The following is a 24,670-nucleotide window of genomic DNA, read 5'->3' as shown; positions in this document are numbered from 1 at the left end:
CCCCTTCCATTTACGCGAGTTCTTCTCATGCAGTTCGAAGACGCTGAAATAAGCGGGGTTAAGATCGTCACGCCGAAAAAACATGGCGACGCCCGCGGTTTCTTCTCAGAGGTCTACAAACAATCCGAGTGGCGGGCAGCGGGTCTGGATTACACTTTCGTCCAGGACAATCATTCGCTTTCGGGGCCCGTTGGCACCCTGCGCGGCCTGCACTTCCAGACGCCTCCATTCGCGCAGGACAAGCTCGTGCGCGTCGTGCGCGGGCGTATTTTGGACGTCGCCGTCGACATCCGCCGATCGTCGCCGACCTTCGGCAAGCACGTGGCCGTCGAACTCTCCGCACAAAACTGGCGCCAGCTTTTCATCCCGGCCGGATTCGCCCATGGCTTCGTTACGCTCGAGCCAGATACGGAAGTGCTTTACAAAGTGACGGCGTTTTATTCCGGGGCGCATGACAGAGGCCTCGCTTTCGACGATCCGGAACTCGGCATCACCTGGCCAACGCCGCCCGGCGGTCTCCTGCTGTCCGAAAAGGACAAGCATTGGCCGCGCCTGCGCGATCTCGCTGAGGCCTTCGCGTGAACGCGATGGGTAGCCAGGACGCGCGGCGCGGGTCAGTCTGACAGCCTAATTGTTGAGGAACACCGAATATGCGCGGCATCGTTCTCGCCGGAGGGTCCGGCACCAGATTGCATCCGATGACGCTTGCGGCGTCAAAACAGCTGCTGCCTGTCTACGACAAGCCGATGGTCTATTATCCTCTGTCGGCGTTGATGCTCGCGGGCGCGCGCGAAATCCTCATCATCTCGACGCCGGAGGATTTGCCATCCTTCAAGCGTCTGCTTGGCTCCGGCGCGCAATGGGGCATCGCGCTTTCTTATGCGGAGCAGCCGCGCCCCGAGGGGCTCGCGCAGGCCTATATTATCGGCGCGCCCTTCGTCGAAGGCCACAATTCCGCGCTGGTGCTCGGCGACAATATTTTTTACGGCCATGGGCTGACCGAGGCGCTGAAGTCGGCGCGCAGGCGCGAGGGCGCGACAATTTTCGCCTATCATGTCCGTGACCCCGAGCGATACGGCGTCGTCCAATTCGACGCCAACGGCAAAGCGGCGTCGCTCGAGGAAAAGCCCGCCAAACCCAAATCGAACTGGGCGGTGACGGGCCTCTATTTTTACGACGGGCGCGCGCCGGAATACGCAGCCTCGTTGAGGCCGTCGCAGCGCGGCGAACTCGAGATCACCGACCTCAACCGCATCTATCTCGAGGCTGGCGCGCTCAACGTCGAGCGCCTCGGACGCGGCTTCGCCTGGCTCGATACGGGCACGCCCGCGTCTCTCCTCGAGGCTGCGCAATATGTGCAGGCGATCGAACAGCGCCAGGGGCAACGCGTCGCCTGCCTCGAAGAGATCGCCTTTACGCAAGGCTGGATCGACGCAGGCGCAATGCGCGAAGCCGCGGCCCGTCTCGCGAAGAGCGGATATGGCGCGTATCTGTTGCAGATTCTCAACGAGCGCGAAGATTGAAAACTTAACCGAATCTGTGGCGGCGCCATGAACAGTCGCGGCCATTGTAATGGCGCAAAGCTCTGGTTTGCGTGGCGATGCGCGTAGGGGCGTCGCCCCGACGCGACTTCATCACCAAACAAAGGTCTCCCATGCAAAGCATCGCGCTCAGCCGCCCGGCAAAGAAAGCATTTCTCGTCGCCGCCGTCCTTACCGCCGCCTTGCCGCTCTATGGCTGTTATACGCCGGGCGAACGCGCCGTCGGCGGCGGCATCATCGGCGGTCTCGGGGGCGCAGGCATTGGCGCTCTTGCCTCCGGCGGCCTGGCGGGTCCGACCCTGGCTGGCGCCGCCATTGGCGCCGCGGGCGGCGCGCTGGTCGGGGCCGCCACTGCGCCGGCGCCGCGTTATTATCGCCGCCGCTACTATTATTAAGAGCAGCCGCCTGCGGTTCGGCGTCGCATGCGCCGAACCGCGCTCCCGCGCTGAAGCTCCGCTTCAGCATTCTCGATTGCGAGCTCGGACTGAACCTTAAGGCCCGAAAACCGCCAGGCGCGCCGCCGAAGAGCCTGCCGACCTTCTGACTTATCGCTCCCGATATTGAAATCAGTTCGCGCTTGCTCAGGTACCTCTTGTTAGAACGCGCGTCGCCGCGTTCGGAGGAGAGGCCTTAACCTATGGCGAACACCGACGTCTTCGCTGACTTTGTCCAGTTTTACCGTGAGCGGCAGGCGAGCGAGATGTCGCTCGATTCCTACCTCGAACTGTGCCGTGAGGATCAGAAAACTTACGCGAGCGCAGCCGAACGAATCCTTGCCGCGATTGGCGAGCCTGAACTTGTCGATACTTCTCGGGACCCGCGTCTCGGCCGCATTTTCATGAACCGGACCATCCGGGTCTACCCGGCCTTTGCGGAATTTTACGGCATGGAAGAGACGATCGAGCGCATCGTCAGTTTCTTCCGGCATGCGGCGCAGGGCCTCGAGGAGCGAAAACAGATCCTTTATCTGCTGGGTCCGGTCGGCGGGGGCAAGTCGTCACTGGCGGAGCGGCTCAAGGCGCTGATGGAGGCCAATCCGATTTATGTGCTCAAAGCGGGCAATGAGCTCAGCCCGGTTTTCGAGAGCCCTTTGTGCCTTTTCGACCCCGTGGAAGCCGGACCGATTCTGGAGACCCGCTACAATATCCCCCGGCGCAGGCTGAGCAGCATCATGAGCCCGTGGTGCCTCAAGCGGCTCGATGAGTTTGGCGGCGACATCACGCGGTTCAAGGTCGCGAAAATCTCCCCGTCGCGGCTGCGCCAGATCGCCATAGCCAAGACAGAGCCGGGTGACGAGAACAACCAGGACATCTCCTCGCTCGTCGGCAAAGTCGATATCCGCAAGCTGGAGGCGCATGCGCAAGCCGATCCGGACGCGTATAATTACTCGGGCGGGCTCAACCGCGCCAACCAGGGTCTTCTCGAATTTGTCGAGATGTTCAAGGCGCCGATCAAAATGCTGCATCCGCTGCTCACGGCGACGCAGGAAGGCAATTATATCGGAACCGAGAACATCGGGGCGATTCCATTTTCTGGCATCGTCCTTGCTCACTCGAACGAGGCGGAGTGGCAGACCTTCAAGTCCAATCGCAACAATGAAGCCTTCATCGACCGCATCTATGTCATCAAGGTGCCGTATTGCCTGCGCGTGACGGAGGAGCAGCGCATCTACGAGAAGCTTCTGAGAGAGTCCGAGCTCGCCAACGCGAGCTGCGCGCCAAATACGCTAGAAATGCTGGCGCGTTTCATTGTGCTCTCGCGGTTGGCGCCGCATGAGAATTCCAACCTGTTTTCGAAGATGCGGGTTTACGACGGCGAGAGTTTGCGCGAGGTCGATCCCCGCGCCCGCAGCATTCTCGAATATCGTGAAGCCGCCGGCGTCGATGAGGGGATGACGGGCCTGTCCACCCGCTTTGCCTTCAAAGTGCTCGCGGCGACGTTCAACCACGACACTGTGGAAGTCGCCGCCGATCCGGTGCATCTGATGTATGTCCTCGAACAGTCGCTGCGCCGGGAACAACTGCCGCCCGAGATCGAGAAACGCTACATTGAATTCATCAAGGCCGAGCTTGCGCCCCGCTACGCCGAATTCATCGGGAAGGAGATCCAGAAAGCCTATCTCGAATCCTACCAGGACTATGGCCAGAACCTCTTCGACCGCTACATCGATTATGCGGACGCATGGATCGAGGACCAAGACTTCAAGGACCCCGATACGGGCCAGATGCTCGACCGGGAACTGCTCAATCAGGAATTGACCAAGATCGAGAAGCCGGCGGGCATCGCCAATCCAAAAGACTTCCGCAACGAGGTCGTAAAGTTTGCGCTGCGCTGGCGCGCTTCCAACAAGGGACGCAACCCCTCCTGGGCAAGCTACGAGAAGATCCGCGACGTGATCGAGAAGCGGATGTTCTCTCAGGTGGAGGATCTTCTGCCGGTTATCAGCTTCGGCACCAAGAAGGACACCGAAACCGAGAGCAAGCACGGGGAATTCGTCAGCCGCATGGTTGCACGCGGCTATACCGAGCGGCAGGTTCGCCGCCTGGTCGAATGGTATATGCGCGTGAAGCAGGCGGGATAACGCTGGGAGCGACGCGCGCGCAAGGATAGCGAAGGGGACCATGCGTATCGTCGATCGCCGGCTCAATCCCGGAGGCAAGAGCTTCTCAAATCGGCAGCGCTTCCTTCGCCGCGTGAGGGATACGGTGGAGCGCGCCGTTCGCGAGGCGAGCCGCGAGCGGGCCATTGAGGACCTGGAAAACGCGCAGGAGGTCACCGTCCCGGCCGACGGCGCGCGCGAGCCCGTGTTCCGCCACACGGCGGGAGAGCGGCGCGATTTCATCCTCCCCGGGAACCGCGAATATGTAGAGGGCGATCTCATCGACCGTCCGAGCGGCGATGGCGGCGGCGGCGGAACCGAACCCGGCAGAGGCCACGGACAGGAGGACGCTTTCCGCTTCGTGCTGACGCGAGAAGAGTTTTTGAGCATCTTCCTCGACGACCTCGAGCTTCCCGATTTCGCCAAGCGCGGACTTGTCGATGCGCAAAAGCTTGGATCGCGGCGCGCCGGCTATACGGTGAGCGGCACGCCCGCCAATCTCTCGCTGGGCCGCACGATGCGCATGTCGCTCGCGCGGCGGATCGCCATGGGACGACCGAAGCAGCAAATCGTGGAGCGGCTCGAACGGGAGACCGCCGGCGCGACCGAGAAGGACATCGCCGATCTCCTCGAGCAGGAACTCAAGTCGGCGCGCGCGCGTCGTCTGCGCATCCCCTTCCTCGACCCCGTCGATCTGCGTTATCGCCGTTTCGAACGTTTTCCGCGGCCCGTCGCTCAGGCTGTCATGTTCTGTCTGATGGACGTGTCCGGTTCGATGACGGAGCATATGAAAGATCTCGCAAAGCGCTTCTTCATGCTTTTGCACGTGTTTCTTACGCGCCGATACCAGCGCGTCGAAATCGTGTTCATTCGTCACACCGACGAGGCTCAGGAAGTAGACGAAGAAACGTTTTTCCGCTCGACGGAAACCGGCGGCACGACGGTTTCGTCGGCGCTCGTCGAAATGGATCGCATCATCACCGACCGCTATGATCCGGCGAACTGGAATATCTATGGCGCGCAGGCGTCCGATGGCGACAACATGCTGAGCGACAACGACAGGACGCGAATGTTGCTTCAGGAGAAGATCCTGCCGCGCTGCCAGTATTTCGCCTATCTCGAGGTCGCCAACTCGAACGAGACGTCCCCGATCTCCTACATCGGCGGCAGCTCCTTGTGGAACGCCTACGCGCCCCTCGCGACAAGCGCGCGCAATTTCCAGATGCGCCGCGTCTCGCGACGGGACCACATCTATCCCGTCTTCCGGGAATTGTTCCAGCGCCGCGAGGGCGCCAATGCGGAGGCGGCGAAATGAGCGGGGAGCTGCTCTTCGAAGGCAAGGACTGGAGCTTCGAAACCCTGCAGATGATTCATGACGCCGCCGAGGTGGTGGCCAAGCAGGAGCTCGGGCTCGACACTTTTCCCAATCAGATCGAGGTGATCACGACGGAGCAGATGCTCGACGCCTATTCCTCGACCGGAATGCCCCTGCTCTACCGCCATTGGTCTTTCGGCAAGCGCTTTGCGCAATATGAAGGCGTTTATCGCGCCGGTCTTCAGGGGCTCGCCTATGAGATCGTCATCAACTCTAATCCCTGCATCAGTTACGTGATGGAGGAAAACAGCGCCACGATGCAGGCGCTGGTGATCGCTCACGCTGCGTTTGGGCATAACCATTTTTTCAAGAACAATTACCAGTTTCGTCAATGGACGGACCCCGCTGGGATTTTGGACTACCTCGCTTACGCAAAGAACTATATCGCCGCCTGCGAAGAGCGTTACGGCTACGCTGAGGTCGAGCGCCTGCTCGACGCCGCCCATGCGTTGTCGGCGCAGGGCGTCGATCGCTATCCGCGCAAACGGCCGATGAGTCTCGCGGATGAGGAAAAGCGCGATCGCGAGCGCAGAGAAGAACGCGAACGACTCTACGACGACCTCTGGCGCACCGTGCCGCGCTCGGGCGAGAGCGCGCGCAAGGCTGTCGACCACCAGCGCGCGCTGCTGCGTCTTCCTCAAGAGAACGTTCTTTATTTCCTCGAGAAGGCGGCCCCGAAGCTTCATGCCTGGCAACGCGAAGTCTTGCGGATCGTACGCCTCATTGCGCAATATTTTTATCCCCAACAGCAAACAAAGGTAATGAACGAAGGGTGCGCAACCTATTGCCACTATCGCATCATGAGCCGGCTGCACGAAAAGGGGCAGATCAGCGACGGCAGCTACCTCGAGTTTCTTCAGTCTCACACCAACGCGATCCGCCAGCCCACTGCTCATGATCCAAGCTATAGCGGAATCAATCCTTATGCGCTCGGCTTCGACATCATGCGCGATATCGCCCGGATCGTCGGGGAGCCGACGGAGGAAGACCGGCACTGGTTCCCGCAAATTGCGGGAACAGGCGACGAAATGGCGGCGCTAAGGGACGTCTGGGCGAATTACCGCGACGATAGTTTCATCGCCCAGTTTCTCAGTCCGCATCTTATGCGCAATTGGCGGCTGTTCCACATCGTCGACAAGGAGGACGCGCCGAAGCTACGCGTCGAGGCGATCCACAATGAGCGTGGCTACCACGATCTGCGGCGCAGCCTTGCCAGCGATTACGAAGTGGGCCGCCATACTCCCGACATTCAGGTCGTCGACGTCGACCTGGCCGGCACGCGCCGACTCGTGCTCCATCATCGCGTCTTCGAAGGTAAGATCCTGGACGTGGTCGACACGGCGCTGGTGCTGCGCCACCTGACGGCGCTCTGGGGCTACGACGTCGTGCTCGAGGAGGTCGACGCCGTGACGAATGAAGTGCTAAAGGCCCATATGGCGTCGCCCGAGGCGTGAGTCGGCGCCGTCGAGAGGCACGATGTCGAGTTTCAGCGCTGAGCTTCCGGGCGATCTTTGGCGTAACTGGATTATTCATTCCACCGCCCTGCTCAACTCCTACCGTGACCGCACTGGCCGCGAGTTAATCGAGCGCGGGGGCGACTCCAAGCTCGACGCCGAGCGGCTCCTTGGCGCGCCCTTCGTGGTCGTCTCGCACGGCGTGGAAGCCGACCCGATCCTCAATTATGGCAATCGCGTCGCGCTCGCGCTGTGGGAAATGAGCGCGGCGGAGCTCATCCGCACCCCCTCGCGATTGACGGCCGAGCCGATGCTCCGCGAGGCGCGTGAAAGACTCCTTGCCCAAACGACGCGGGAGGGCTTCGTCAGCGGTTATGAAGGGGTGCGCATCAGCGCAAAAGGCCGACGCTTTCATATTTCCAACGCGACGATTTGGAACATCACGGACGGCGCCGGCAAACCCGCCGGACAAGCCGCGACATTCGCCCGATGGACCTTCCTCTAGTCAGTCTTTCGGCGGATCGAAGCGCGCGCAACTGACTGCTTTGAGGCGCTCGCGCGCGCGCGCCTGATCCGCCGGACGCTTGGCAAGGGAGCGAATGAGAACGAACCCGCGCTTGGTTGGCGAGGTGAGCCTTACTTCCTGCGGCGGCGCCTCGTCTGCTGCGCTCTGCAGCGCGTCCATCTGTTTTTCGTCGCCGATCACAATATCGATCTTGCCTTTGATCGCCGCGCGGTCGGTGATGGCGTGATAGAGCCGGCCGCCGCCGGAGTGAAAGGAAAAGGCCAAGAAATCCTCTCCGTCCGCGGCGGTCGACACGTGCAAGAGGCCCTTGGACAAATCATAGACGCACACGCCCTCTGCAAAGGCCGGATCCTCGAAGGGCAATGTCTCGCCGCCCGGCGCGGCAGGCGGGAGCGCAATCAGCGTTTCGGACGGCGCCTTGCCCACCGCGTCCAGCACCCGCGCATAGGCGGTGCGCGGGGCGACAGCCGGCATCAACAGCACCGAGACGATATGGACGACGCCGGCGACGAGCAGCATCGCGGCCGCCCAGGGGAGATAATCGAAAATGCGGTCGGGGAGCGTCAGGCGCACTTCAGTTTCACAATCTTGGGAAAGTTCGTCGGATCGGGACGAGCGTCAGTGTCGAACGGCGTGTCGTAGAGACGCAACAACAGCACAAATCTCCGGGCGTCGCCCGGCGACAGCCAATTCCCGGCGCGGGCGTTGCGCGAAATGGAAATCGTAAAGGCCCCGCCTTCCCGCCGCAGCAATTCGGCTGAGGAGAAACCGTAGCGGCCGGTCGAATTGTCGATGAGCCCGCCATTCGGAGTCGCAAGCGACAAGGTCCAAAAGCGCGCCGTCGGGACCGGATCGACGATCGAATATTCGCAGGCGCCGTCGAGCGGCGCGCCGCTCGCATCCTCCGCCGCGGTGAACGCCAGCCCTTGATCGCGCGCCAGCGGCGCCTCGCCGGAGCGTGCGATGACCGCCCGCGCATAAGGATCGACGTCGGACCCGCCGATATTGGGCCAGGCGATCCAGGACCCGGCGCGCAGGGCCCCGAATCCGTAGCCCGAGTTCAAGGAGATCAACGTCGCCAGCAGGCCGATGACAAGCCCGCCGATCATCACGGCGGCGGCGCGAAGATATTTTGCGTAAGGCCGGTTCAAGCGGAACACCCTTATTGCGCGGCGCCAATGGTCGGGAAGTCGACGCCGCGCGTTTCGGCGACCGTCGCCGGCGCGGCCATGCTTTGTTTGCCCACGCCAGTGGCCTTGGCCTTCTTCTCGATCGACTCCAGCGCCTGCACGGCGCCCTTGGTCAGCGTAGCGGGGCGCTGCGGGCCGCCGAGTTCGAGCGGCTTCACGGCGCCGCCCTCAGTCGAGGCGACGGCGGGCTTGGCTTCCGGCTTCAATCCGACAATGGGTTTCAGGGGGATGCCCTGGTGCGCATAAGCCATGACGTCGTGCCAGGTGCCGGCGGGCAGCGTGCCGCCGGTCATATTGTTCATCGGTTCGTTGTCATCGTTGCCATACCAGACGCAGCCGCCCATCGTGCCCGAATAGCCGCAGAACCAGGCGTCCTTGTAGCCGTTGGTGGTGCCGGTCTTGCCGATAACGTCGATGCCCTCGCCGAGAATGGCGCGCTTGCCTGTGCCTTCCTCCACCACTTTTTTCATCATGGTGGCGAGATCGACGACTTTGTCGAGCGGCAGCACCTGCCGCTGGGGCGGCGCGTCGCGGTCGTGACGGTAGAGAAGATCCCCCTGCCGGTTGCGAATCTCGACGGCCGCATAAGGAATGGTGCGCTTGCCGCCATTCACAAAGGCGGCATAGGCGGCGGAATGTTCCAGCAGGATCACATCGCTCTGGCCGACCGGCAGAGAGGGGGTGTCCTCGAGCGGCGTGCTGATGCCGAGCTTGCGGCAGGTTTCGATGATCTTGGCGCGGCCTTCCCTCGCATTGCCATTGCCGATCGCAATCGACAATTGGATCGCCACGGTATTGAGCGACCGCGCCAGCGCCATGGCGAGCGGCATCGAGCCCGCATAGCCGCCGCTGTAATTGTGGACGCAATAATTGCCGATGCAGGTCGGCCTGTCGGTGACGATGGTCGTCGGCTTGAATTTGCCGCTCATCAGCGCGGTCAGATAAACATAAGGCTTGAAGGACGAGCCCGGCTGGCGCGAGCCGTCCGTCGCGCGGTTGAACTGGCTAGCGCCATAATCCCGTCCGCCGATAATGGCGCGCAGAGCGCCGTCGGGCTCCATCACGACCATCGCCGATTGCTTGACGTGGAAAGACCGTCCCTGCTCCCGCAGATTCCGTTCGACCACTTCCTCGGCGCGTTTCTGCACGTTGGAGTCGAGCGAGGTGCGCACGGTCAGCACGCGGTTATCGCCGAGCTTGCCGCTCGCTGAAAGCTTCCTGATCTCGCCATAGGCATAGTCGAGGAACCAGTCCGGGCTCTCCTCGCGCTGGCGGTCCACCGGCGTCGCCGGGCTCCTCTGCGCGGCGATGATCTGGCTCTCGCTCATGAAGCCCGCGTCGACGAGATTGTTGAGCACGTCATTGGCGCGCGCGCGCGCGGCGGGAAGATTATTGTGCGGGGCGTATTTCGTCGGCGCCTTGAACAGACCCGCGAGCATCGCCGCTTCCGCGAGCGTGACGTCCTTTACCGACTTGCCGAAATAGAACTCCGCCGCCGCCTGGATGCCGAAGGCGCCGCCGCCCATATAGACGCGGTCGAGATAGAGCTGGAGAATCTCCCGCTTGGTGAGATGGTGCTCCAGCCAGAGCGCCAGAAAGGCTTCGTTGATCTTTCGCGTGATGGTGCGTTCATTCGACAGGAACAGATTCTTGGCGAGCTGCTGCGTGATGGAGGAGCCGCCCTGCACCACGCCCGATGAGCGGGCGTTCACGGTCACAGCGCGCAGCGTGCCGATCACGTCGATGCCGAAATGTTCGTAGAAGCGCCGGTCTTCGGTGGCGAGCACCGCCTTGATGAGATAGTCGGGATATTGTTCGAGCGGCACGGCGTCGTCGTGCTTGATGCCGCGTTGGCCGACTTCGTTTCCGTAGCGGTCGAGGAACGTGACGGCGAGGTCGGTTTGCTTCAGCCAGTCGCCCTCGCTGGTCATCTGGAAGGCGTTGCCAGCCAGCGCAACCATGACAATAAGACCGCCGAGACCGAGAGTGAGACCCTCGCAGGCGATCTCCACCGCCACCCGCGCGAAGCCGGAGACGTGGAACCTCTGCATGAAGGCGGAGTAATTCTCGTAAAGCTCGCGCGTGCGGCGTCCGCTGTCGAAGACGCTCGAATCGATGAGCGCGTCGGCGGACAGAAGGATGCGCTTGATGCGCTTGACGAAAGGCGAGGACCAGAAACGCTCGAACAAGGCTCGTGAACCCCCCGGCCGCCGGGAACGATGCGGCAAGTTTAGCACCTTTTAAACCATCTTGACGACGCCCGACGACGCGCGCATTGCGGTTATGGTTTCCATCGCGCGGCGGGACAGCCGTATGGACAGAAAATGGCGGAAAAAAAAGGCGAAAGCGGCGCGGCCCCGTTCTGGGAGAAGCCCCTCTCGGAACTGACCCGGTCTGAATGGGAGAAGCTCTGCGACGGCTGCGGCCGCTGCTGTCTGGTCAAGCTCGAGGACGAAGACACGGGCGCGATTCATCACACGAGCATCGCCTGCAAGATGCTGGACCATGAAAGCTGCCTGTGCAGCGACTATCGGAACCGCCGCGCGCATGTGCCGGACTGCATCCGCCTGACCTTGACGAAATTGCAGGAGATCGCCTGGCTGCCGCCGACCTGCGCCTATGTGCTGCGAAATGACGGCAAGCCGCTGCCACCCTGGCATCCGCTGATCTCAGGCGATCCCGAAAGCGTCCATCGCGCCGGCGTCTCGGTGCGGGGCAAGGTCGAAGCGAGCGAGGAAGAGGTCGAGGACGAGGACACGCCCGACTTCATCCGGATCTGGCCGAAGCGTTGGCCGAAGAAGGCGCGCTTCTAGACGGGGCGCGCGGCGCTGAATTTTTTCCGGCCAGCGGGGAATATATTCCTTGACAGCCGCACGCTGCTCAGCTAGATAAAGGCCATGCTCCACAATTGCGCTTGGGCGGCGGGGCAAATCCACCGAAGCTGAAGGGACGCGCCAGTCTCTCGCCGCGAGAGAAGAACGGTTCGCCGCGAAAAAAGCGCGGCCGCCTTTCGTCGGCTTCGCCGCACCTGAGACGGCGCAACAGCGTCATGGCTGTCATGCACAAAAAGACATCTCCGGCGTCGCGCGCGAAAATCACGCAGGCGAAACTTCTCTATGACGCAGGCGCGCCCATCGCCGAGATTCTCGCTCTTCTCTCGATGAGCGCCCCGCAATTCCGCCGCTTTCGCGAAGCGAACGGCTGGCCGCTGCGCGCCTCCGCCTGCAAGCGGAAGGCCGACCCGCCCGACGCGCCGACCGCTGGCCCCGCCGCTGACCCGGGGCGTCTCATCCTGCGGCTCGAAGACGCCGTCGAACGGGAGTTCGCCCGCGCCGAGGCGGCGCTGGAAAAGCACGCGCCCAAAACGCTCGAAGCCAGCGCCCGCACGATCGCGACGCTGGTGAAAGCGCTCGCCGAATTGAAACGCATGCGGCGCGAAGCCGATGCGCCAAGGGAGACTGCGACCAGCGCCGATGACCATCCAGACGCCGACGCCGAGCCGCCCCGCGAATTGGCCGAACTCCGCGCGGAGCTTGCTCGACGGCTTGAGCGACTGCGCGGCGAAAGGCCTTCTCAATGAGGCGCTGGAAACTATCAGCGCGCGCGAGCTCGCGCGGCTTCTGAGCGACTGGGAGCTTGTGGCCCGCAAAGATCAGTGGCCGCCGGATTTCGCGCCGAACGGCCTGCCCTGGCGGGTGTGGCTCATTCTCGGCGGACGCGGCGCGGGCAAGACCCGCGCCGGCGCCGAATGGGTGAAGGCGCTGGCGCTCGGGCGCGCACAATTCACCGCCGCTCCGGTCGCGCGCATCGCCCTCGTCGGCGAAACCGCGGCCGACGTGCGCGACGTGATGATCGAAGGCGTCTCCGGCCTTCTCGCCGTGCACGACAAGCGCGACCGCCCGCGCTGGGAGAGTTCGCGCCGAAGGCTCACATGGGAAACGGGCGTCGTCGCCCAGACCTTTTCCGCCGAAGATCCGGAAAGCCTTCGGGGGCCGCAATTTCACGCCGCCTGGTGCGACGAACTCGCCAAATGGCGCTACGCCAGGGAGACTTGGGACATGCTGCAATTCGGCTTGCGTCTCGGCGACTGGCCGCGTCAGCTCGTGACGACGACGCCGCGTCCCACGCCGCTTCTCAAGGAATTGCTCGCGCATCCGGCGACGGCGCTGACCCGCGCGCTGACGCGCGAGAACGCGGCTAATCTCGCGCCCTCCTTTCTGGAAAGCGTCGTGGCGCAATATGCCGGCACGCGGCTCGGACGACAGGAGCTCGATGGCGAAATGGTCGAAGCGCGCAAAGACGCGCTGTGGACGCGCGAGATGATGGAGACGGCGCGCGTCGCCGCCGCGCCGGCGCTGTCGCGCATCGTCGTCGCCGTCGATCCGCCCGCGACCTCGGGCAAGCGCGCCGATCAATGCGGCATCGTCGCCGCCGGGGAGGACGCGGCCGGCCTCGTCTACGTGCTCGACGATCAGACCCTCGCGGCCGCGCGGCCGGCGCAATGGGCCCGCGCGGCGATCGCGTTGTATCACAAGCTTTCGGCCGACTCGCTCATCGCCGAAGTCAACCAGGGCGGCGAAATGGTGCGCGCCGTGCTCAATGAAGCGGACCCCGCCGCGCCGGTGACCATGGTGCGCGCCACGCGCGGCAAATATCTGCGCGCCGCGCCGGTCGCGCAGCTTTACGAACAAGGCCGCGTAAGACATGTCGGCGCCCTTCCGGCGCTCGAAGACGAAATGTGCGATTTCGGGCTCGACGGCCTCTCCTCGGGCCGCTCGCCCGATCGCCTCGACGCGCTGGTCTGGGCGGTGACCGCGCTGGCGCTGACGCCGAGATCGCCCGAACCGCGCATGCGGCGCGTGTAAACAGCAAGCAAGCCCGCCGTTTCAGCGCCGCGCCCCTGGGCGCGGCAGCGTCTCATCTCTTCATTTCAGGGCCAACGCATGACTCCTTTTCTCACGCGCCTCTTCGGCGCGACGGCGCGGGCGCGCGATCTCAAAGCGTCGCGCGCGGCGAAACTCCTCGCCATGCATTCGATCGGCGCCCCGCATTGGACGTCGCGCAACAGCGCGGCGATGACGCGCGAAGGCTATGAGCGCAACGCCGTCTGCCATCGCTGCGTGCGTATGGTGGCGGAAGCGGCCGCCTCCGTTCCCTGGCTCGTCTACGAAGGCCGTGAGGAAGTCCCCGAGCATCCGCTGCTCGCGCTGATCGAGCGGCCCAACCCAACAAACACCAGCGTCTCCTTCATCGAGACGATCTGCGCCAATCTCTTGCTCTATGGCAACGCCTATATCGAGTCCGTCGCGCTCGACGGGCAGTTGCGCGAGCTTTACGCGTTGCGTCCGGACCGCATGAGCGTCGAGCCCGGCCGCAACGGCTGGCCCGCGGCCTTCGTCTATCGCGCGCAGGGCGCCGACGCCCGCTACGAGATGCAGGGCGAAGGGATCGAGCCGATCCTGCACATCAAATTCTTCAACCCGCTCGATGATTATTATGGCTTCGCGCCGCTCGCCGCCGCGCAAGTCGCCCTCGACACGCATAACGCCGCGAGCTTCTGGAACAAGGCGCTGCTCGACAATTCCGCGCGACCTTCCGGCGCGCTCGTCTACGCCGGGCCGGACAACGCCCATCTGACCGACGAACAGTTCACCCGGCTGAAGCAGGAACTGGAGGAAAACTTCTCGGGCGCCGATAACGCCGGACGGCCGCTGCTGCTCGAAGGCGGGCTCGACTGGAAGGCCTTGTCGCTCTCCCCAAAAGACATGGATTTCGCCGAGTCGAAGGCTACCGCCGCGCGCGAAATCGCCCTCGCCTTCGGCGTGCCGCCGCTGCTCCTGGGCCTGCCCGGCGACAATACGTTTTCGAATTACAGCGAAGCGAACCGCGCCTTCTGGCGCCAGACCGTGCTGCCGCTCGTCACCCGCGTGCAGAAGAGCTTTCAGGCCTGGCTGCAACCGGGCTTCACCCCTTTTCGCTTCGACTACAACGCCGACCGGCTGGAAGCGCTCGCGGCGGAACGGGCGAGCGAATGGGAGCGTGTCGGCCGGGCGGCTTTCCTCACGCTGGACGAACAACGCGAGGCCGTCGGCTACGGCCCGGCCCCGAAGGATGGGCCTCTCGCGAAGGGCTTCGAGGCCCGCTACGCACCCGACCAGCCGCGCGTGCCGGCGGGGTCGTCGACCGGTGGGCAGTGGACGGGGGGTGGGGGTGGAGGAGTGGTAGCGTGACTGGATCTGTCTCGCTGCTCGACGCCCCGAAACAGGTTGCAGTCAACGTCGACGCGAATGTCGCGGACGATCTCGGGATCGGGAGACTCTTCGAGTGAATTGGCGAGCTCGTTATTAACCTGTTGGATGAAGAGGGTGGCGCGCACGAAGGTCGCGCAGCTAAAGAATGCAACTCGAAACACTGTCAAGAAAATATTGGGTATTTGGGTTTGGAAGGATCAAATCGGTTCGTTTAGCTCATTGACCGCAGCAAATAAACTGGTAAACGCTACGTTAGTGAATAATCGAGCTCTGATAAAAGACATTATAGAAGGACGGATCGGGCGGTATCGCAGAAGCATGGTTCGACGCTCCAACAGGCTATCAGTCTTATCTTTCGAAGCCCGAAGCAGAAATTCAAATCCGCACGACCTACGGCGTTCGAGTTGTTCTCGTAAGAGATGGGAGCGCCAAGCAAGGCTTTCGCATCAAGACGGCTTATCCAATCTACGAACCCGGGAAACTCTAAGCATGGTTATTCCAGAAGAATTCCTGACCTTCACGGCGTTCTTTCACCAAGACTTTGATCTGCTGTTTCCAAACGGCGAAGGCTTGATCGAGGATGCAATTTCACACACCAAACTCGAACACCAGAACATCATCAAATCGTTCATCGATGATTTGCTGAGTGGAAAATTTACCGAAGACGAGCTGAGAATGATCTGGCGGAGCACCAGGGCGGAGATATCGCCCTTTCGCGGAACAGAGGGAAGCTGCACGGAATTTCTGAAATTGATCCGTTCGTTTCTCGCATAGGCCTGACACTTGCTCCGGAGGTCCTGATCGGGCGCCCATGCGAGCGCCCACAGCCGCTGCTGCTCGAGGCTAAGTCGACTGGAAACCCTTTTTCGCATTACGGCGAAGCGAACCGCGCCTTCTGGCGCCAGACCGTGCCGCCCCTCGTCACCCGCTTGCAGAAAAGTTTTCAGGCCTGGCTGCAACCGGGCTTCGCGCCCTTCCGCTTCGACTACAACGCCGACCGGCTGGAAGCGCTCCCATCCGGCTGGATAAATGGTTCTCTTCCCCAACCGGTTTTGAAGCATTTACGGATCGTCCTTGGGACGTTAGTGCGCCAATAGCCTTTCGCGCGATATTCGGGGTCGCTGTCGTTATCTTTAAGAACACCAGAGTTCCAAAAGGTTTTTCTATCATCACGGCGTTCCCGTTCTTCGACCGAAAGGAGTAGACCCAATGAGCACACCTCCTCTCGATCAGCTAGAAGGTTTTTGTCTGGGCTTTGATGTGGCTCTCTACAGGGATCATCCCGCCACGGGTGATGACGGATTCGAGGCATACATAGAGCGCGCAATCGACTATGGACTCAGCTGGTGTGAGCGAAGCGACCTAGTCGTTCTGAAGGACTTCCTGGCCAAAACGCTGAGCGAGCCGAACGCCGCGGAAAAATTGAGCACGCTGTGGGAAAATACGCGGCCCCATACTGCGTTTTTCTCCGGGCCAGACGCGAGTCGAGATCAGCCGGCAATTGTGCAAGTTTTCGCGCGGGCGCTTGCTGCTATAGAAAAAAAGCTCGGTTAGCGCTGTTCGTGAACTCAGCGCCGCGACGAAACCCAAAGGTCAAAAGAGGAGATTTGGTTATCACCGCGTTCCCGTTTTTTCAAGGCTGCTTTGAGAGCGGTAGAGCAGAAACTAACCTGATCCGGTGACTGGAAAGCTTGGTTGCTTTCGCCGAAGGAAGGTCGTGTTTATTAAGGGAACCGTCCTCGAAAAATGGATTTCGCGTAAAGACTGCGTACCCCATTTCCTGATAGGGAGATCAAGATGCGCATCCCGGCCGAATTTTTGACGTTCACAGTTTTTTTTCATCAGGATGTACATTTGTTTTTTCCGAACGGCGGATTGATAGAAGATGCGATAGCCAACACGCCAGAAGAGAACCTGGGCGTCATAAAACAGTCTCTGGAAGAGCTGAACAGCGGAAGATATGATGAGGCTCAGCTCAGAAGCATATGGCGGGAAACGAAGGCGGAGATATCTCCTTTCAGAGGCGAAGAAGGTAGTTGCACGGAGTTTCTAAAAGAGTTGCGCACATATTTTGATTAACCGCTTCTCTTTCGGGCGCAAGTCGCGCTCGACACGCATAACGCCGAGAGCTTCTGGAGCAAGTCGCTGCTCGACAACTCCGCGCCGCCCTCGGGCGCGTTGGTCTACGCTGGGCCCGAAGCAGAAATTGAGAATGATCTGGCGGAGCACCAAGGGCGGAGATATCGCCATTTCGCGGACCAGAGGGAAGCTGCGCGGAATTTCTGAAACTGATCCGTTCTCATAAGCCTGACGCTTGCTCCGCAGGCCCTGACCGGACAATGCCCATCTGACCGACCCACGGCCGTTGCTGCTCGAAGGCGGCCTCGACTGGAAGGCTTTGTCGCTTCGTCAAACACACCGATCCCACTTGGGAAGGAGGTCGCTTCGCTGTCCGACATTCTCAACGCCATTCTCGAGCGCGGCGATCTCGCCCATCTCGCGCTCTTTCTATGGGCCTGCGTCGCCACGGCGCAGGCGCATCTCGCCATGCGCCAAGTAAGCGAGGCGACGCGTCGCCTCGACGCCTTTGTGCGCGAACTCGCCCGATTCAACCGACGCTGTGGGAGTGATCCTTGATACATCTGAGACTGCGTCTGCCATTTTCAGCAAATCCCCGCCGCAAGACGACGCGACGCCGCGAGGAGTCCGCGCAAGTCTTCAAGACTTTCGTGCATGTGCTCGCGCAATTACAGGCGCATTCGCGAAACCCTGCGGGCGCCGATCTGGGCAGAGGATGACAACCTTGCGAGAAACCAAGCGCATAAGCCTTCCACTCGGCCAGGCGACGTCAGCTGGCGTTATCGAGGGCTATGCTTCGCTCTTCGGCGTCGCCGATACGGGCGGCGACATTGTGATGCCCGGCGCCTTCGCGCGCACGCTCATGAAGCGGGGCGCCGCGGGCGTCAAACTGCTGTGGCAGCATAACGCCGCTGAACCGATCGGCGTCTGGACCTCGCTTATCGAAGACTCGAAGGGCCTGAAAGCCGCTGGCCACCTCGATCTCTCGGTGGCGCGGGCGCGCGAGGCGCTCTCGCTCATTCGCAGCGGGGCGGTCGATGGGCTCTCGATCGGCTTTCGCGCCAAGCAGGCGGCCATCGACAAGACGAGCGGCGTGCGCCGACTGAGCGAAATCGATCTTTGGGAAATTTCCGTCGTGACGTTTCCTATGGCGCCGCAGGCGCGCATCGACGCGGTCAAACGCACGCCTCTCGCGACGACCGACACACAACGCGCCATGCTCTGCCGGCTCAAGGCCCAGGAGGCGTCGTTGCGTCTCCAGCATCGACTGCAAAGCCTCGCGTTACGAATAGGCTGTTAAGAAAACCGTTCCGCTCACGCCGTCGACGCGGAACACGCATTGGCCAGACGGCTTTCACCCCCGCGCACAGACGAAAACCCACGGCGATCGCCGGTGGGACGTCCTTTTGCGCGCTCACCCCCGAGGCACTTCATGGCGTCCACTGAAATGAAATCTGCAAGCGACGGCGTCATCGCCGACCTGAATTACGCCTTCTCGGCCTTCAAGGAGGCAAATGACGAGCGTCTCGCCCAACTCGAAACGCGCATGGGCGCCGATGTCGTGACCGAGGAGAAGCTTGCGCGCATCGACCGGGCGCTCGATGAAACGAAGAGCCGCCTCGATCGGCTCGCGCTCGACTTGTCGCGTCCGCGACTGGGCGGCGCAACCCCTGAGGATCAAGGCGGCCGCGAGCACAAATCGGCCTTCAATCACTATATGCGCTCGGGCGAAGCGGCCGGACTGAAGGCCCTCGAAGCCAAGGCGATGTCGCGGACGTCTGGACCGGACGGCGGCTATCTCGTGCCGGTTCCGGCCGAACGAGAAATTCTGCGTCGCCTCGCCAAGCTTTCGCCGATTCGAGCCATCGCCAGCGTGCGCGAGATTTCGACGCAGTCATTACGACGCGCCTATTGCACCTCTGGCCCTGCGGCCGGCTGGGTGGCGGAGGCCGACCCCCGCCCGCAAACGGCCAACCAGCAGATCGCCGACATGAACTTCCCGGCGATGGAGCTCTACGCCATGCCGGCGGCCACTCAGGCGCTCCTCGACGACGCCGTCGTCGATATTGAGCAGTGGATCGCGGACGAAGTGCAGGTGGCTTTCGCGGAGCAGGAAGGCGCCGCCTTCGTGTCCGGTGACGGCGTGAACAAGCCGAAAGGCTTTCTCTCCTACACGAACGTCGCCGATGCGGGTTGGACTTGGGGCAATATCGGCTATGTCGTCACCGGCGTCGCTGGGGCCTTCGCGGCCACCAATCCTTCGGACGCGCTATTCAATCTCGCTTACGCTCTGCGGGCCGGCTACCGACAGAACGCAAAATTCGTCATGGGCCGGCGCGCCCAATCTCTCGTGCGCCAGTTCAAGACAACGACCGGCGATTACATCTGGGCGCCGCCCGCGACAGCCGACGCGACCGCGAGCCTGATGAACTTCCCGATCGTCGAAGTCGAAGACATGCCCGATCCCGGCGCAAACACGATGGCGATCGGCTTCGGAGATTTCGAGCGGGCCTATCTCGTCGTGGACCGCATCGGCGTTCGCGTGCTGCGCGACCCCTACTCGGCGAAGCCGTATGTGCTGTTTTACACCACGAAACGCGTCGGCGGCGGCGTGCAGAACTTCGAGGCGATCAAGCTCTTGAAGTTTGGCGTTTCCTGACCGCTCCCGGCCTGCGGCGGCGACGCCGCGGGCTTTCCCCTCCTGATCAGGACCCCGCCCATGAGACCCATGCTGATCGGCGCGCCCACGATCGAGCCCGTTTCGCTTACGGACATGAAAGCCTGGCTGCGTGAAGACGGAGGCGACGAGGACCAACTGATCCAGGCGCTCATCGTCTCGGCCCGCATGACGCTCGAAGCCTATACGCGTCGCTTCTTCGTTACCCAGAGCTGGCGGATTACGCTCAACGCCTGGCCCCTCGATGCGCTCATGCTGTCTATCCCGTTCGCGCCGTTTCAAGCCGTTTCGGCTATTCGCATCTTCGACGCCAATGACATGGCGCAGACGCTTGCGCCGATCTCCTATCGGGCGCCTCCAGCGAGCGATGGCGCCCGCGTGACCTTCAAATCGGCGCCGCCCGCGCCGGGGCGAAGCGTCGACGGGATCGAGATCGACTTCTCGGTCGGCTATGGCGCGAGCGCCAGCGGGACGCCCGAGCCACTCCGACGCGCCATGATGGTTCTTGTCGCGCACTGGCGCGAAAAGCGGGGCGACGACGTCAACGACGTTTTGCCAAAAAGCGTCATCCAACTCGCAGCACCCTTCAGGCGCGAGCGCTTGTCGTGACCAGCGCCGCGACAATCGGCGCGTTGCGCCATCGCCTCACCTTGGAGGCCCCGGTCGACGTTCCGGACGAACTCGGCGGCTTTACGCGAAGCTTCGCGCCCGTCGCACAACTTTGGGCGCGAATCGAAGCGCTTGGCGGAAGCGAGCAGTTCATCGAGCAACAGATCGTTCAGACGCGACGCTACGCGGTTAAAATTCGTTGGCGCCCCGACGTGGCGAACGAGATGAGATTCGATTTTCGCGGACGGAAGCTTGTCATTCGCAACGTCGAGGACAGCGACGAAGGTCGGAGGTTTCTTAAATGCGTATGCGAAGAGTTTTCATGAGGCGCCGACCATGACCGCCTCGCCCGTCGTCGCCCTGCGCAAAGCAATCCGAGCTCGCTTGCTGATGGATGGCGCGCTCGTCGCCGCTCTCGGCGGCGCACGGATCTATGAAGAGGCGCCACGCGGCGCTGAAACGCCTTATGTGCTTTTCACGGATGCCGAGATGCGCGACTGGTCGACGACGCTCTCGCGCGGGAGCGAGCACTTTCTCACGCTGGCCGTCATTTCGACCGAACGCGGGCTCGGCCCCGCGTTGGACGTCGCGCAGCAGATCGTCGATCTCCTGGATAGCGCGGCGCTCACGCTCGACGACCATGAGCTCATTGATCTGCGCTTCGCTTCTATGAACACGAAGCGCGACGCCAGCGGCCGCTTCGCGCGCGTGGCCATGCTTTTCCGCGCGACGACGGAATATCTCTAACCTGAATTCGAGAACCGACATGACTGCCCAAAAAGGCAAGGATCTTCTTCTCAAGGTCAGCGACGCCTCCGGCGCCTTCGTGACCGTCGCCGGCCTTCGCACGCGACGCCTTGCGCTCAACGCTGACAGCGTCGACGTCACCGACGCCGAGTCGGCGGGAAGATGGCGTGAATTGCTCGGCGGCGCCGGCGTGCGCCGCGCGAGCGTTTCGGGCGCCGGGATTTTCAAGGATCAAGCCTCCGATGCGCTGTTGCGCCAGATCTTCTTCGACGGATTGCTGCGGGACTGGCAAATAATTGTTCCCGGCCTTGGAGCGCTTGCAGGGCCTTTTCAGATTTCCAATCTCGACTACCGCGGTGAGCACTCGGGTGAAGTGACTTTCGACATTTCGCTCGACTCCGCCGGCGCGCTGACGTTCACGGCGATTTGAGAGAGCTTCCCATGGCCAACGCCAAACGTGGAGAAATCGACGCGCTGCTCGACGGCAAGCGCTACACGCTTTGCCTGACCCTCGGCGCGCTCGCAGAGCTCGAGAGCGGCATGGGCGCGAGCGATCTCGTCGGGCTGGCGCAGCGTTTCGAGGCGAACCGGCTTTCGGCCCGTGACATTTTGCGCGTCATTGGCTGCGGGCTGCGCGGCGCGGGTCATGCGCTGAGCGACGAAGAGGTTTCAAGGATGAAAGCATCGGGGGGATTTGCAGGCTATGTGCAGATCGCGGCTGACCTCCTGGCCGCGACATTCGGCGACGAGCCGGAGCCGCACGCCGCAAACCCTCCGTCGCCGCAGGACGCCTGATCGCGAAAGGAAATTCGGCGCGCGCGCCCTCTCCGCGCCCGCCCTTTCCTTTTACGCGCGCGATGGCCTTTGGCCTCGGCGTCCTGCGGCTTGGTCCACGTGATTTCTGGTCTATGACGCCGCGCGAGTTGTTCCACGCTGCGGAGGGCGTCTACGGGCATGGCGGAACCTGCATGAGCCGCGCCGGGCTCGACGCCCTGATGCGCGATTTCCCAGATTGAGAACTGATGAGGACAGACGATGGGCATCGACTTCCCAGACTTTGACGGCCTGAGCGCGTCGCGGCCGATTGCGACGCAGGAGCTGACGTCCGCCAAGCATCTCCTCGACCAGATCGGCGCCTCGGGCGAGAAGGTCGCGAAAATTCTGGCGAACGGCTTTGGCGCTGCGGCGACGAGCGGCAAGAGCTTCAATGAAACGCTGCTGAGTATTGGACAATCTTTGACGAAGCTCGCCTTGCGAGACGGCGCGAAGGCAATGGTCGACGGCGTTTCAAATTCCTTGAGCGGCATGTTGAGTAACGCCTTCAGCGGCAATCAACGGATCACGCCCTTCGCTGAGGGCGGCGTTGTCGCAAGTCCTGCCTATTTTTCAAATGGCGGCGCAATCGGACTCATGGGAGAACGCGGCGCCGAGGCGATCATGCCGCTTGCGCGTGGCCCAGATGGACGGTTGGGGGTCGTTGCGCAAGGCGCTCAGGGGCGGCCTGTCTCGGTGACTGTCAATATCGCCGCGCAGGATTTCGAGAGTTTTAGGCGCTCCGAGGCGCAGATCACCAGCGCGCTCGCGCGAGCCGTCGGGCGCGGCCAGCGGCAACTCTGATCGACGGTCTCCAAATGAGCGACTTTCACGACATCCGCTTTCCCCTGGACGTTTCCTTGCAAGGGCGCGGCGGGCCAGAACGCCGCACCGAGATCGTGACGCTCGGTTCTAACCGAGAGTCGCGCAACGCACGCTGGGCTCATTCGCGTCGCCGCTATGAAGCAGGCTATGGCGTGAAGACGCTCGCCCAGCTTTCTCAGGTCATCGCCTTTTTCGAGGAGCGACGTGGGCGTCTCTACGGGTTTCGCTGGCGCGACCGTGCTGATTTCGCGTCCTGCGCCCCAGGCGCCGCGCCTGCGCCAACGGACCAGAATCTTGGAAAAGGCGACGGCGCAACACGGACATTCCAGCTGACCAAAGCTTATGGCGGAGTTTTCGCCGCATACGGGCGTAGCATTGCAAAACCCGTCGCCGGCAGCGTGCGCATCGCTGTCGACGGCGTTGAAAAGGCCGCGTCACAATTCTCAGCCGATGCGACGACCGGCGTCGTCACTTTCTCGCCCGGCGCGACCCCGCCGCCGGGCGCGTTCGTCACTGCCGGTTTTCTCTTCGACGTGCCGGTTCGGTTCGACACGGATTTCCTCGAGATCGACTTCGAGGCCTTCGAGGCGGGCGCCATCCCGAAAATCCCCATCATCGAAATCGCCGTCTGAAAGGTTTGGAAATGCTCGATATCTCTTCGTCTTTCCAGCAAAAGCTCGACCGGCAGGCGACGACCCTTTGCCATTGCTGGCGGCTCTTGCGGCGCGACGGCGCCATCATGGGGTTCACCGACCATGACCGGGATCTTACTTTCGACGGCGTCGTCTTTCGCGCAAGCACAGGGCTGTCGGCCACTGAAGCTGAACGCAGCCTCGGCCTTTCGGTGGCGACCTCGGAGGCGGCCGGGGCGCTCTCCGATGACAGCCTATCGGAAAGCGATCTCCTCAACGGCCTGTACGATAACGCCTCCGTCGAGACATGGCTCGTCGATTGGAGCGATCCTCAACTCCGGACTTTACTGGACGTCGCAACGATTGGTGAAGTGCGGCGCGGCGAAGGCGCTTTCAGCGCTGAGCTGCGCTCGAGCGCCCATTTCTTCGATCAAACCCAGGGCCGCGCGTTCCAGCGCGGCTGTGCGGCGGATTTCGGCGACGGCCGCTGCAAACTCAGTATCGGCGCTTTCGCTTCAACTGGCGTCGTCGCGGCGTTTTCAGGCGGCGTACTGACGCTCAATCTTTCCGGCGTTTTCGAATCGGGCTTCTTCACCGGCGGCAGACTGACCTTCACGGGCGGCGTCAACGGCGGCGCCAAAGTGACGATCAAATCGCACCGGCGGGAAAGCGGGTTGCGCGCGACAATCGCGCTGTGGACGCCGCCAGGCGCCGCCATCGTGAGCGGCGACGTCGTGTCGCTCACCGCGGGCTGCGACAAGTCGGCGACGACGTGTCGGACCAAGTTCGGCAATATCGTCAACTTTCGCGGCTTTCCGCATATGCCCGGCAACGATCTTGTCATCGCCTACCCCAGTTCGCGCTCTCAGGCGATGGATGGCGGGAGTTTCTTTCAATGAGCGTGAAGCGCGCAACGATCGTCGCCGCCGCGCGTCGATGGATTGGAACGCCTTACCGACATCAGGCGTCGCTTGTAAACGCAGGCTGCGATTGCCTTGGCCTCATTCGTGGCGTTTGGCGCGAAGTGATCGGCGAAGAGCCTGAAGAAGCGCCACCCTACACCCCCGATTGGGGCGAGGCTCTCGGCGTCGAGGTTTTGCTCGATGCGGCGAACCGGCATTTCCGGCCTGCGCCGCCAGACGATTTTCGCGCGGGGGACGTCCTCGTGTTCCGCTTCCGCGATAACCTCCCGGCAAAACATCTCGGGATCGCGACCTCCCCCACCCATATGGTCCACGCCCATAGCGGCGCCCGTGTCGCGGAAGTTGCGATCGGCCATTGGAGCAAGCGCATCGCCGCCGTCTTCGCCTTTCCGGGCGTCGTCGACTGACGCCTCCTCGAACCTCCAAGAG

General features: G+C 62.5%; 29 protein-coding genes. 26 read left to right on the top strand and 3 right to left on the bottom strand.

From position 1 onward, the window contains the following. Positions 1-27 precede the first annotated feature (27 nt). The 7 genes from rfbC (at position 28) to RVU70_RS11015 (ending at position 7,474) form a co-directional block, all read left to right on the top strand. The gene (gene rfbC, locus RVU70_RS11045; protein WP_363346192.1) at positions 28-582 is read left to right on the top strand and encodes a dTDP-4-dehydrorhamnose 3,5-epimerase; all 555 of its coding nucleotides are present in this window, start codon (positions 28-30) and stop codon (positions 580-582) included. A 68-nt stretch (positions 583-650) separates the two neighbouring features. Then, complete coding sequence (rfbA, locus tag RVU70_RS11040; protein ID WP_363346190.1) at positions 651-1,523, top strand: glucose-1-phosphate thymidylyltransferase RfbA; 873 nt, start codon at positions 651-653, stop codon at positions 1,521-1,523. Between the two features lie 131 nt (positions 1,524-1,654). After that, positions 1,655-1,936 carry a hypothetical protein gene (locus RVU70_RS11035; protein WP_363346188.1) on the top strand — a complete coding sequence of 94 codons (282 nt, stop codon included), beginning with the start codon at positions 1,655-1,657 and terminating at the stop codon, positions 1,934-1,936. A gap of 242 nt (positions 1,937-2,178) precedes the next feature. Beyond that, positions 2,179-4,122, top strand: a complete 1,944-nt coding sequence (locus tag RVU70_RS11030; RefSeq protein ID WP_363346186.1) for a PrkA family serine protein kinase — start codon at positions 2,179-2,181, stop codon at positions 4,120-4,122. A gap of 40 nt (positions 4,123-4,162) precedes the next feature. Further along, positions 4,163-5,455 (top strand): YeaH/YhbH family protein, encoded by a 1,293-nt coding sequence (locus RVU70_RS11025; protein WP_363346184.1) that lies wholly within the window; start codon positions 4,163-4,165, stop codon positions 5,453-5,455. Continuing rightward, complete coding sequence (locus tag RVU70_RS11020; protein ID WP_363346182.1) at positions 5,452-6,969, top strand: SpoVR family protein; 1,518 nt, start codon at positions 5,452-5,454, stop codon at positions 6,967-6,969. The genes RVU70_RS11025 and RVU70_RS11020 overlap by 4 nt, the downstream gene beginning before the upstream one ends. Positions 6,970-6,991: 22 nt before the next feature. Then, the gene (locus RVU70_RS11015) at positions 6,992-7,474 is read left to right on the top strand and encodes an MEKHLA domain-containing protein (RefSeq protein ID WP_363346180.1); all 483 of its coding nucleotides are present in this window, start codon (positions 6,992-6,994) and stop codon (positions 7,472-7,474) included. Here RVU70_RS11015 and RVU70_RS11010 read toward each other — a convergent pair whose 3' ends face one another. Genes RVU70_RS11010 through RVU70_RS11000 form a run of 3 tightly spaced genes read right to left on the bottom strand, consistent with a single transcriptional unit; the run spans position 7,475 to position 10,874 of the window. Continuing rightward, complete coding sequence (locus tag RVU70_RS11010; protein ID WP_363346178.1) at positions 7,475-8,068, bottom strand: hypothetical protein; 594 nt, start codon at positions 8,066-8,068, stop codon at positions 7,475-7,477. Next, the gene (locus RVU70_RS11005; RefSeq protein ID WP_363346176.1) at positions 8,059-8,655 is read right to left on the bottom strand and encodes a DUF1214 domain-containing protein; all 597 of its coding nucleotides are present in this window, start codon (positions 8,653-8,655) and stop codon (positions 8,059-8,061) included. Before RVU70_RS11005 ends, RVU70_RS11010 begins: the two co-directional genes overlap by 10 nt. Before the next feature lie 2 nt (positions 8,656-8,657). Continuing rightward, complete coding sequence (locus RVU70_RS11000) at positions 8,658-10,874, bottom strand: PBP1A family penicillin-binding protein (protein WP_363346174.1); 2,217 nt, start codon at positions 10,872-10,874, stop codon at positions 8,658-8,660. A gap of 135 nt (positions 10,875-11,009) precedes the next feature. Here RVU70_RS11000 and RVU70_RS10995 point away from each other — a divergent pair, with 135 nt between their 5' ends. The 19 genes from RVU70_RS10995 (at position 11,010) to RVU70_RS10905 (ending at position 24,648) form a co-directional block, all read left to right on the top strand. After that, positions 11,010-11,498, top strand: a complete 489-nt coding sequence (locus RVU70_RS10995) for a YcgN family cysteine cluster protein (RefSeq protein ID WP_363346172.1) — start codon at positions 11,010-11,012, stop codon at positions 11,496-11,498. Positions 11,499-11,734: 236 nt separating this feature from the next. Further along, positions 11,735-12,265, top strand: coding sequence for a hypothetical protein (locus RVU70_RS10990; RefSeq protein ID WP_363346170.1), 531 nt, complete (start codon positions 11,735-11,737; stop codon positions 12,263-12,265). Then, a complete protein-coding gene (locus RVU70_RS10985) occupies positions 12,231-13,550 on the top strand; it encodes a terminase large subunit domain-containing protein (protein WP_363346168.1) in 1,320 nt (439 codons plus the stop codon). The genes RVU70_RS10990 and RVU70_RS10985 overlap by 35 nt, the downstream gene beginning before the upstream one ends. Positions 13,551-13,628: 78 nt before the next feature. Then, positions 13,629-14,915 carry a phage portal protein gene (locus tag RVU70_RS10980; protein WP_363346166.1) on the top strand — a complete coding sequence of 429 codons (1,287 nt, stop codon included), beginning with the start codon at positions 13,629-13,631 and terminating at the stop codon, positions 14,913-14,915. Between the two features lie 510 nt (positions 14,916-15,425). Then, positions 15,426-15,710 carry a contact-dependent growth inhibition system immunity protein gene (locus RVU70_RS10975; protein ID WP_363346164.1) on the top strand — a complete coding sequence of 95 codons (285 nt, stop codon included), beginning with the start codon at positions 15,426-15,428 and terminating at the stop codon, positions 15,708-15,710. Between the two features lie 435 nt (positions 15,711-16,145). Next, complete coding sequence (locus RVU70_RS10970) at positions 16,146-16,490, top strand: hypothetical protein (RefSeq protein WP_363346162.1); 345 nt, start codon at positions 16,146-16,148, stop codon at positions 16,488-16,490. Positions 16,491-16,733: 243 nt separating this feature from the next. Then, complete coding sequence (locus tag RVU70_RS10965; RefSeq protein ID WP_363346160.1) at positions 16,734-17,015, top strand: hypothetical protein; 282 nt, start codon at positions 16,734-16,736, stop codon at positions 17,013-17,015. Positions 17,016-17,730: 715 nt separating this feature from the next. Continuing rightward, positions 17,731-18,315, top strand: a complete 585-nt coding sequence (locus RVU70_RS10960; protein WP_363346158.1) for an HK97 family phage prohead protease — start codon at positions 17,731-17,733, stop codon at positions 18,313-18,315. Positions 18,316-18,447: 132 nt separating this feature from the next. Next, complete coding sequence (locus RVU70_RS10955) at positions 18,448-19,674, top strand: phage major capsid protein (protein WP_363346156.1); 1,227 nt, start codon at positions 18,448-18,450, stop codon at positions 19,672-19,674. A 60-nt stretch (positions 19,675-19,734) separates the two neighbouring features. After that, positions 19,735-20,301, top strand: a complete 567-nt coding sequence (locus RVU70_RS10950; protein ID WP_363346154.1) for a hypothetical protein — start codon at positions 19,735-19,737, stop codon at positions 20,299-20,301. Continuing rightward, entirely contained in the window at positions 20,298-20,627 is a 330-nt protein-coding gene (locus RVU70_RS10945) for a phage head closure protein (protein ID WP_363346152.1), read from the top strand. The genes RVU70_RS10950 and RVU70_RS10945 overlap by 4 nt, the downstream gene beginning before the upstream one ends. Before the next feature lie 10 nt (positions 20,628-20,637). Beyond that, a complete protein-coding gene (locus RVU70_RS10940) occupies positions 20,638-21,048 on the top strand; it encodes a DUF3168 domain-containing protein (protein ID WP_363346150.1) in 411 nt (136 codons plus the stop codon). Positions 21,049-21,067: 19 nt separating this feature from the next. Further along, positions 21,068-21,478, top strand: a complete 411-nt coding sequence (locus RVU70_RS10935) for a phage major tail protein, TP901-1 family (protein ID WP_363346148.1) — start codon at positions 21,068-21,070, stop codon at positions 21,476-21,478. 11 nt (positions 21,479-21,489) lie between these two features. After that, positions 21,490-21,843, top strand: a complete 354-nt coding sequence (locus tag RVU70_RS10930) for a gene transfer agent family protein (protein ID WP_363346146.1) — start codon at positions 21,490-21,492, stop codon at positions 21,841-21,843. Further along, complete coding sequence (locus RVU70_RS10925; protein WP_405044883.1) at positions 21,840-22,064, top strand: rcc01693 family protein; 225 nt, start codon at positions 21,840-21,842, stop codon at positions 22,062-22,064. The genes RVU70_RS10930 and RVU70_RS10925 overlap by 4 nt, the downstream gene beginning before the upstream one ends. A 19-nt stretch (positions 22,065-22,083) precedes the next feature. Continuing rightward, complete coding sequence (locus tag RVU70_RS10920) at positions 22,084-22,665, top strand: phage tail tape measure protein (RefSeq protein WP_363346145.1); 582 nt, start codon at positions 22,084-22,086, stop codon at positions 22,663-22,665. Positions 22,666-22,679: 14 nt separating this feature from the next. Then, the gene (locus RVU70_RS10915) at positions 22,680-23,318 is read left to right on the top strand and encodes a DUF2460 domain-containing protein (RefSeq protein ID WP_363346143.1); all 639 of its coding nucleotides are present in this window, start codon (positions 22,680-22,682) and stop codon (positions 23,316-23,318) included. Between the two features lie 11 nt (positions 23,319-23,329). Further along, positions 23,330-24,217 (top strand): DUF2163 domain-containing protein, encoded by an 888-nt coding sequence (locus RVU70_RS10910; protein ID WP_363346141.1) that lies wholly within the window; start codon positions 23,330-23,332, stop codon positions 24,215-24,217. Further along, a complete protein-coding gene (locus RVU70_RS10905) occupies positions 24,214-24,648 on the top strand; it encodes an NlpC/P60 family protein (protein ID WP_363346139.1) in 435 nt (144 codons plus the stop codon). Before RVU70_RS10910 ends, RVU70_RS10905 begins: the two co-directional genes overlap by 4 nt. Positions 24,649-24,670 lie beyond the last annotated feature (22 nt).

The organism is Methylocystis echinoides, from assembly GCF_040687965.1.
GTDB classification, from domain to species: Bacteria; Pseudomonadota; Alphaproteobacteria; order Rhizobiales; family Beijerinckiaceae; genus Methylocystis; species Methylocystis echinoides_A.
Note: the sequence above shows the minus strand (reverse complement) of the source record. Positions and strands in the feature narration are given on the sequence as shown.

Bases quoted from the DNA above. Each gene is read 5' to 3' on its own strand.
- rfbC (WP_363346192.1), top strand. From the start codon at position 28: ATGCAGTTCGAAGACGCTGAAATAAGCGGGGTTAAGATCGTCACGCCG.
- rfbA (WP_363346190.1), top strand. From the start codon at position 651: ATGCGCGGCATCGTTCTCGCCGGAGGGTCCGGCACCAGATTGCATCCG.
- RVU70_RS11035 (WP_363346188.1), top strand. From the start codon at position 1,655: ATGCAAAGCATCGCGCTCAGCCGCCCGGCAAAGAAAGCATTTCTCGTC.
- RVU70_RS11030 (WP_363346186.1), top strand. From the start codon at position 2,179: ATGGCGAACACCGACGTCTTCGCTGACTTTGTCCAGTTTTACCGTGAG.
- RVU70_RS11025 (WP_363346184.1), top strand. From the start codon at position 4,163: ATGCGTATCGTCGATCGCCGGCTCAATCCCGGAGGCAAGAGCTTCTCA.
- RVU70_RS11020 (WP_363346182.1), top strand. From the start codon at position 5,452: ATGAGCGGGGAGCTGCTCTTCGAAGGCAAGGACTGGAGCTTCGAAACC.
- RVU70_RS11015 (WP_363346180.1), top strand. From the start codon at position 6,992: ATGTCGAGTTTCAGCGCTGAGCTTCCGGGCGATCTTTGGCGTAACTGG.
- RVU70_RS10995 (WP_363346172.1), top strand. From the start codon at position 11,010: ATGGCGGAAAAAAAAGGCGAAAGCGGCGCGGCCCCGTTCTGGGAGAAG.
- RVU70_RS10990 (WP_363346170.1), top strand. From the start codon at position 11,735: ATGGCTGTCATGCACAAAAAGACATCTCCGGCGTCGCGCGCGAAAATC.
- RVU70_RS10980 (WP_363346166.1), top strand. From the start codon at position 13,629: ATGACTCCTTTTCTCACGCGCCTCTTCGGCGCGACGGCGCGGGCGCGC.
- RVU70_RS10975 (WP_363346164.1), top strand. From the start codon at position 15,426: ATGGTTATTCCAGAAGAATTCCTGACCTTCACGGCGTTCTTTCACCAA.
- RVU70_RS10970 (WP_363346162.1), top strand. From the start codon at position 16,146: ATGAGCACACCTCCTCTCGATCAGCTAGAAGGTTTTTGTCTGGGCTTT.
- RVU70_RS10965 (WP_363346160.1), top strand. From the start codon at position 16,734: ATGCGCATCCCGGCCGAATTTTTGACGTTCACAGTTTTTTTTCATCAG.
- RVU70_RS10960 (WP_363346158.1), top strand. From the start codon at position 17,731: ATGACAACCTTGCGAGAAACCAAGCGCATAAGCCTTCCACTCGGCCAG.
- RVU70_RS10955 (WP_363346156.1), top strand. From the start codon at position 18,448: ATGGCGTCCACTGAAATGAAATCTGCAAGCGACGGCGTCATCGCCGAC.
- RVU70_RS10950 (WP_363346154.1), top strand. From the start codon at position 19,735: ATGAGACCCATGCTGATCGGCGCGCCCACGATCGAGCCCGTTTCGCTT.
- RVU70_RS10940 (WP_363346150.1), top strand. From the start codon at position 20,638: ATGACCGCCTCGCCCGTCGTCGCCCTGCGCAAAGCAATCCGAGCTCGC.
- RVU70_RS10935 (WP_363346148.1), top strand. From the start codon at position 21,068: ATGACTGCCCAAAAAGGCAAGGATCTTCTTCTCAAGGTCAGCGACGCC.
- RVU70_RS10930 (WP_363346146.1), top strand. From the start codon at position 21,490: ATGGCCAACGCCAAACGTGGAGAAATCGACGCGCTGCTCGACGGCAAG.
- RVU70_RS10920 (WP_363346145.1), top strand. From the start codon at position 22,084: ATGGGCATCGACTTCCCAGACTTTGACGGCCTGAGCGCGTCGCGGCCG.
- RVU70_RS10915 (WP_363346143.1), top strand. From the start codon at position 22,680: ATGAGCGACTTTCACGACATCCGCTTTCCCCTGGACGTTTCCTTGCAA.
- RVU70_RS10910 (WP_363346141.1), top strand. From the start codon at position 23,330: ATGCTCGATATCTCTTCGTCTTTCCAGCAAAAGCTCGACCGGCAGGCG.
- RVU70_RS10905 (WP_363346139.1), top strand. From the start codon at position 24,214: ATGAGCGTGAAGCGCGCAACGATCGTCGCCGCCGCGCGTCGATGGATT.